4 protein-coding genes are annotated in these 6,338 nt (G+C 48.8%); all 4 read right to left on the bottom strand.

Annotated features, from left to right (window positions below; genetic code table 11):
- Positions 1-2,707, bottom strand: a 2,707-nt coding sequence (locus B2067_RS02750; RefSeq protein ID WP_301387363.1) for an Ig-like domain-containing protein, incomplete at its 3' end; no start/stop codon positions are given.
- A 10-nt stretch (positions 2,708-2,717) separates the two neighbouring features.
- A complete protein-coding gene (locus B2067_RS02745; protein ID WP_068441534.1) occupies positions 2,718-4,037 on the bottom strand; it encodes an outer membrane protein transport protein in 1,320 nt (439 codons plus the stop codon).
- Between the two features lie 440 nt (positions 4,038-4,477).
- The gene (locus B2067_RS02740) at positions 4,478-4,852 is read right to left on the bottom strand and encodes a hypothetical protein (protein WP_273090867.1); all 375 of its coding nucleotides are present in this window, start codon (positions 4,850-4,852) and stop codon (positions 4,478-4,480) included.
- A 133-nt stretch (positions 4,853-4,985) separates the two neighbouring features.
- Positions 4,986-6,044 (bottom strand): YheT family hydrolase, encoded by a 1,059-nt coding sequence (locus B2067_RS02735; protein WP_301387362.1) that lies wholly within the window; start codon positions 6,042-6,044, stop codon positions 4,986-4,988.
- Positions 6,045-6,338 lie beyond the last annotated feature (294 nt).

The following is a 6,338-nucleotide window of genomic DNA, read 5'->3' as shown; positions in this document are numbered from 1 at the left end:
CGGCTTGCTGACCGGTTTCTGGATCGACCGTTGGCCCTATCACCTCTGTATTCAGGGCTAATGTCTGGAATACGGCCTTATTGTCGGGGCAATCGTCACCGAGCGGATCACACCCATTACGTGCTGGCAGTGAGAGTGTCTCGTTGAGAAGCGTTGCTTCTCCGTTAACTACCGTAAGGATTGCGGCATTCTCTGACGGCAAGACATCCCCTGACGCCGTTATCGGACTGGTTGATGGTTCCAGGCATGGCTCCCCGCAATCGACAACGTAATTGGCGTTAGCATCTCGCACAGGGTAATTACGCAGCGGCGTAAAAATAGATTCTTGAGGAGCGCTGCCACGGAAGTAAATCACCATATCCGGGCCGCCGAAATCTTCAGAGTCGACAAGAAGATCCGTCTGCAGTGGAAGACCGGCATCTGAGCAGATGATATCCAGCTCATCACATACGGTATCGTTTACCGAATCAGCATGTGCTGACGCCATTGTGTAACGATAGACCTGCCCTTCTTCCCAAGCATTTTCCGGGAAGAAACGAATACGTTGACGAGCCTTTTCAAGACGACCCGACACCGGGGTAATTTCTCCGTCTTCGTTAACTCGCTCAACTTTAAACGAGGTATTCAGATTGATTGAATCAATATCCATCACCTGCGAGAAAATAACCGCGATCGGCCGATCAGCTGGCATCGTAGTTAATGGCAATGTCTGATTTTCTACTTCAGCAGGCGTATTCTCAGAGACGACGCACTGGCCGTGATTTGGCTGCTCGGGTGGCAGCGGAAAAATATCACTCAGAGTGGCTGTTGATACACACGGGAAGCCGGGATACGTCGTCAGCGCCAGAGGCGAAACTTTAATTTCCTGATCTGTCTGCTGTGTTGCAGGCATACTGAACGTCAGTGTGTCAGCCAGTGCTGGCGACCCTTCAAGGTTCTGTAAGCGGCTGGTCGTAGTGACTACGTATTCCGCTGCAGGTTTAAGACCGCCACGAACCTGTACCGTCAGTACGGTTCCGTCAATGTCACTGGTCACGTTTTCAGCAGATAGCCGCACGCCATTCTCTTCAATAACGACGAGTTCTCCGGCCTGTCGGCGCAGCGGCTGATCGAAATTCAGAATAATAGGATCACCCGGGCGCTGCATCGACTGGCGTGTCGCCGGAATGGCGGTCTCAAAGCCAGGCACCCAGCTTACGAGGCGTGGCGGAGTATTCGGCGCCTGATTCTGCTCCTGATCAAATAAGCGTTCGATCTGGTCGTTCGTTTCGGCAAGCAATTTAAACGCGATGGTGGCGTTACCAACGTCCTGACCAAGAATATTGGGTTCAACAATACCGATAGAGTTAATTTCCAGTAAACCATTACGTACCTGAGCCAACCCAACCAGTTCGACGCGCATTAAATCCTGCGAGAGCGACGCATTTGGCTGTGCTGCAGCGGTATTCATACTGACATCCATAAATAAGCGTATATGACGCTGAGCTTCCGGGTCATCGGTGTAAGGGTTCGGGTACAGGTACCCGTTAGCGTCAGAAATAAAGGTCACAATAACTGACCCGGTTTCCTGCGGAAGGCCTGTTTCAGCATCCAGAAGAGGAACATTGCCATTAATTTTTACATCAAGTGATGAACTCATGAGCGTACTGCCGCGAGCAATGCGCAGTGGTACGGGCTGATTGCCAGGGAAGTTAACCGCATAGGCCAGCTCTGCATTCAGAGTGCCGGTCTGCTGCGATAAATCAGTGACGCCCTGCAATACCGAATTAAGCACTACCCCATTGACCAGACCTTCGTTTAACGGCGATATTTCTGAGTTTTCTGAATCGACAATATCCTGAATCAGAATGGATGTTGGCGTGGTATCCCGTGGCACAAAATCAAGGGAGTAATTGATGCCCGTCGTACCATCATCATTCAGAGGCCGTACCCCTGTAAGCTCAAGGCGATAAGCCTCACCTGCGATCAGTCGATCTGATTCGCTGCCACATTCTGCCACCAGTGCGACAGTACATGGATCAATCGTTAATGACTGGTGTTTAAGAATAACGTCAGCTGGCACAAGATTATTATTGGCATCAAGGAGTCGTACATTCACGCCGTATTCGACGGATTCAGGGTCAACAGGCTGCGTAAACAGAAAACGGAATGTGGAGAAATCCATCACTTCAAAATTACTGCCATCAGGCAATAATTCCAGAATACCGAAATCATCATCCACCGATGTCAGCGACAAAGGACCGGTTGCTTCCGGGCGTGTAGAAAACTGGATTCCCTCAGGGCCAGTTGCGTTCGGCGTTGCAATCGCATTGGTGCCCGAGCCAAGTACACCATCAAACGTCAGGCTGTAATCAGCGCCCGGAGAAAGCTCTTGTGTAGGAGTCGCGACAATACCGCGCCCGCCATCTACACTGCGCACAGACCTGATGGCGACATTATTACCATCGCCGTCCACCAGAACCAGTTTTTCAACTAATAATGGATCATCTACAGGGGTGGTAAAACGGAGCACAAGGTCGGTGACAGGTGGCACATTAATCTGACCGTCAGCCGGATACGAATACTCGACACTCGCACTTAAAAACGGCGCAAGAAAAGTACCGTCAGGCCCTTCGACCATGGTTCCGCCGAGCAGCGTCTGTGTGTCTTTATCACCACACGCCGCTAACGCGAGTGATGTACATGCAATAATTAATGACTTTTTCATGTCGACCTCCTCAGAACTTCAGGCTGATAGAGCCGCTGAATACATCCACGCTACCGCCGGTAGTCACTTCAATATTATTGGCTGTGCCAGGACGGGAATTCGCAATGGTAAAATCGCGGTCGACCAGCTCCTGACGCTGATAGCCGAGGTCAATCTGCAGTGGATGAGCAAGGAACATCTGCTTACCCACCTTGGCCGACAGCCCTACACCAACGATATAGCGATCTGTATCAAACAGGTTTACGTCTACGGTCTGAGTACTTTTCAGCGCAGTTGGTCGATAAGAAAAGCCGCCCAACAGTGAGAACGACTCACCCAAACGATACTCTGCGCCAAGCCGCGGAATCATGATGTCTTCAAATTCGGCACCGGCCTGATCTTTGATGGTGTCGCTTGAAAACTGGTCTTCGAGAGTCGACCACTCCTGATATTCGAGCGTCGCGCCAATGCGGATTGATCCCCGATCGAACTGCGTGCCTGCTGTAATGGTGGTTGGCTGAAAAGAGTCGTACGTCTGAATGGTGAAATTAAGGGGATCAGAGGCCGGAATAAGACCCGGAATGACCGTCGTTGCTTCTACTTTGGTGCGAGAGTAAGAACGCTGTTGGTATGCCACAGCAAACTCAAGCCCGGTGACGGCACAGTCGTAATACGGACAGAACATTTCACCCAGATCAAGCGTATTCGAGAGCGTAAATGATAAGGCTGGCTCAGCCTGCACATTCAAAGATTCGTATTGTGTGTTACCTGCGAGGTCAGTCGTGGTTGTCAGCGTCGCATTGTTATTTAACGTCGCCCGCGCAGACAGGCCGCCGCTAAAGCCACGGAACAGTTCGGTAGCACCACCAACACTGACAAACAGAGGCTGGCGGTCGTATTCCAGAAACTGCCCGCCTTCGCTGGTCTCAGACTGAAATTCAAGTAGAGAGAAGCCGTAATTCTCTACGCCGATAACAACACCTAAAAACATCGGGTGGTCAAAGGTCGTTAGCTTCGACAGGTCAGTTTTCAATCCCAGCAATACCGATGCCGTTGGCGTTCGCGACAGCAGATCACCTGAACGATCTGGTCCCGCAGCCTCTAGCTTGGCTTCAGCCTGCAGAAGCCCGGTAGAAAGCTCACCACGCTGATCTTTTACCAGTCTTGATGGGTTGTAATATGTCGCCGACACTTCCTGGTTGAACATAGAAAGCGCCTGCGTCGTTGCTACGTCCTGCGGAAACAGACCATAGGTATTGCCGATGGTGCCCATATTGGCGTGTACGCCTGTTGTCATCATCAGAGCAGAAAAAGCAGTTACACCCGCTAACGGGCGAATAGAGAAAGGCATTATGTTGTCTCCACTATTAATATTTTTAGATCAAGGAGTTACAACAAACTCTATCAGAGCACTTAAAATTACAGCTACTAAACAATTGTTACTCTTGGTTTCCTTATTTACACGATTTTTTTAACTATAAAAATCAATGACTTAGGATGGATATGTAATTATTAGTAACCCAAACTAAACGAATTTTTTAAAATCGTAAATTTCCAGTTTTGATGAGTAATTAATAAAAAGCACAATAGTCACAAAGACCAGTGTGACGCTTTTAAATTATCGATTTTCAAGGTGCAATTTCAGCTTCAGATAAGCGTTAAATATCAGAGGATAAACGGTATGATATTTTTATAGAAAAATAGAAAAAAGATGAAATACAGAAAATAGAAATGGGGGAAATCAGAAGGATATGGGGACACGCGTTTGTATCCCGTTCACATTAGGGTTGACTAGTGAGCTGCGATGCCCAGGCTGTCCGCAGCTTCATCCAGCATGTCACGTTGACCGCTAATACATTGATAATAGAGTTCAGATGAGAGTTTGCCGTCGTATGGAACATCCATATACAGATACTCTTCGTCATAGGCGGGTAACTCAAACAGCACCAGCATGGTATCGATTAAGTCGATACGAGCAGTATCGCCTTCTTCGTAACCACCCTGGTAGTAGACATCATCGATGCAACTGGCGATGGTCTGAATCTTGAGAATTTCTTTGTCTGTCGGCTGCTCATCGGCGACAGCATTGGCGGATAATGACAACAGGCCCACGAAGAGACTGGATAAGATCGAGCGATGCATGATTTTTTTATAGTGATTTTTCATGCGCCATATTAAGCCAATATGTATCTCTTCAGGCCACACCCTTTCTGTAAAAAGTTGTAACCTCAAGAAATAATAACCCGAAGAAAAAATGCAAATAGCAATCGATATTAATCACTAAGAGCTGCAATGGTCTCTACACAGACTTGAAATAGTCACTCATCAGGCGAGCCGACCATGAACGCGCGGACCAACCTTCATAATGCGCACAATGACTCCCCTTTCTCGTTGTCACCAGAATAACGTTGTCCATCGTTTTCATCCTGTCTCGCCAGGGATCCAGGTTGTTGATGTGGCAGATTGGATCGTCCTCTGCGTTGAGCACCATCAAGGGGATCCGAATATCCTCGAAGACGTTCATGGGATTCGTATTCTGGTCATACGACGGATAGTCATCGTACCCCGCTAACTCGTACAGTTTTTGATAGAGATCGCCGAGATCAGTAGCCGTCAGCAGGCTGTCTGCTGTCCGCAGAGAAGACAGCACACTCTCATTAGGGCAGACAAACTGGCGAACCATCTTCTTTGCCATGATACGGCTATATCGCGGATGCACATTGTCGAAGCAGGTGCCTGTGTCGTATCCGGGGCAATAAGCAAAGGCCGCTTTGAAGGGAGCATCGCCCCCCTCTTCTCCCAGGTATCGCACTAACAAACCGGAACCAGCTGATGTGCCCACAGCGTAAAGTGGAGAATCAGGAAAGCGCTCTCTTATATGAGCAAGCTGCCCACGAAAATCTTCAGTACAGCCCACCATGTTAAACCGTGGCGTTAACAATGGCAGCTGACCATGCCCACGCCGCAAACACAGCACGATTCGCCACCCCGTTTTTAACCCGAGATCGCGCACGAGCTCTGCCATGCTATCCGGACTACCACTGATGGTGTGAATTAATACGATCGTTGGTGTTGTTTCAGGTAAATCGTAGCCACTCCAATATAAAGCTGTCAGACCACCGTCCTGCATTGTCAGCTGTTCATGGTAATCGTAGAGCGATGCGCTTTCGTTGCGCCGCTGAAAGCCATACTTGCGCAGGCTATAAAAGATTAACTGGGTATGTGCATTAAACAACCAGGGAGTAGCCCGGTATGGCTTACTCAATATTCTGAGTGATTCGACCAGACGCTGGTTTGAAGCATTATTATCGTACGATACTGATGGATGATTTTCAGAAACTGGCTTCGTCGTCTGCATAATTCTCATTGCTTCTCTGATATAACTTTATCCAGCGGTGAGCGCAGCCACCGCTTACTGACAGCAACGATAGCATCTCATCCCCACACCACTCTGGTGTTAAATTGGGACAATTTACTAGCGCAAGGGGTCTGTTAGTGTCGACTGATCAGCCATGAAACAAAAAACCGGGCAAGAGCCCGGTTTTAAAGTGCGCTATTAAGAATCATCAGACTATCGAAGAGATGGAGTTTAATCAGAGTGACAGGATTTAAAATTGGTCGGGATGACAGGATTTGAACCTGCGACCCCACG

This window comes from Thalassolituus sp. UBA2590 (assembly GCF_002339775.1).
Taxonomy (GTDB): domain Bacteria; phylum Pseudomonadota; class Gammaproteobacteria; order Pseudomonadales; family Oceanobacteraceae; genus Thalassolituus.
Note: the sequence above shows the minus strand (reverse complement) of the source record. Positions and strands in the feature narration are given on the sequence as shown.

Coding starts and splice junctions, on each gene's coding strand:
- B2067_RS02745 (WP_068441534.1), bottom strand. CDS start 4,037: ATGCCTTTCTCTATTCGCCCGTTAGCGGGTGTAACTGCTTTTTCTGCT.
- B2067_RS02740 (WP_273090867.1), bottom strand. CDS start 4,852: ATGAAAAATCACTATAAAAAAATCATGCATCGCTCGATCTTATCCAGT.
- B2067_RS02735 (WP_301387362.1), bottom strand. CDS start 6,044: ATGCAGACGACGAAGCCAGTTTCTGAAAATCATCCATCAGTATCGTAC.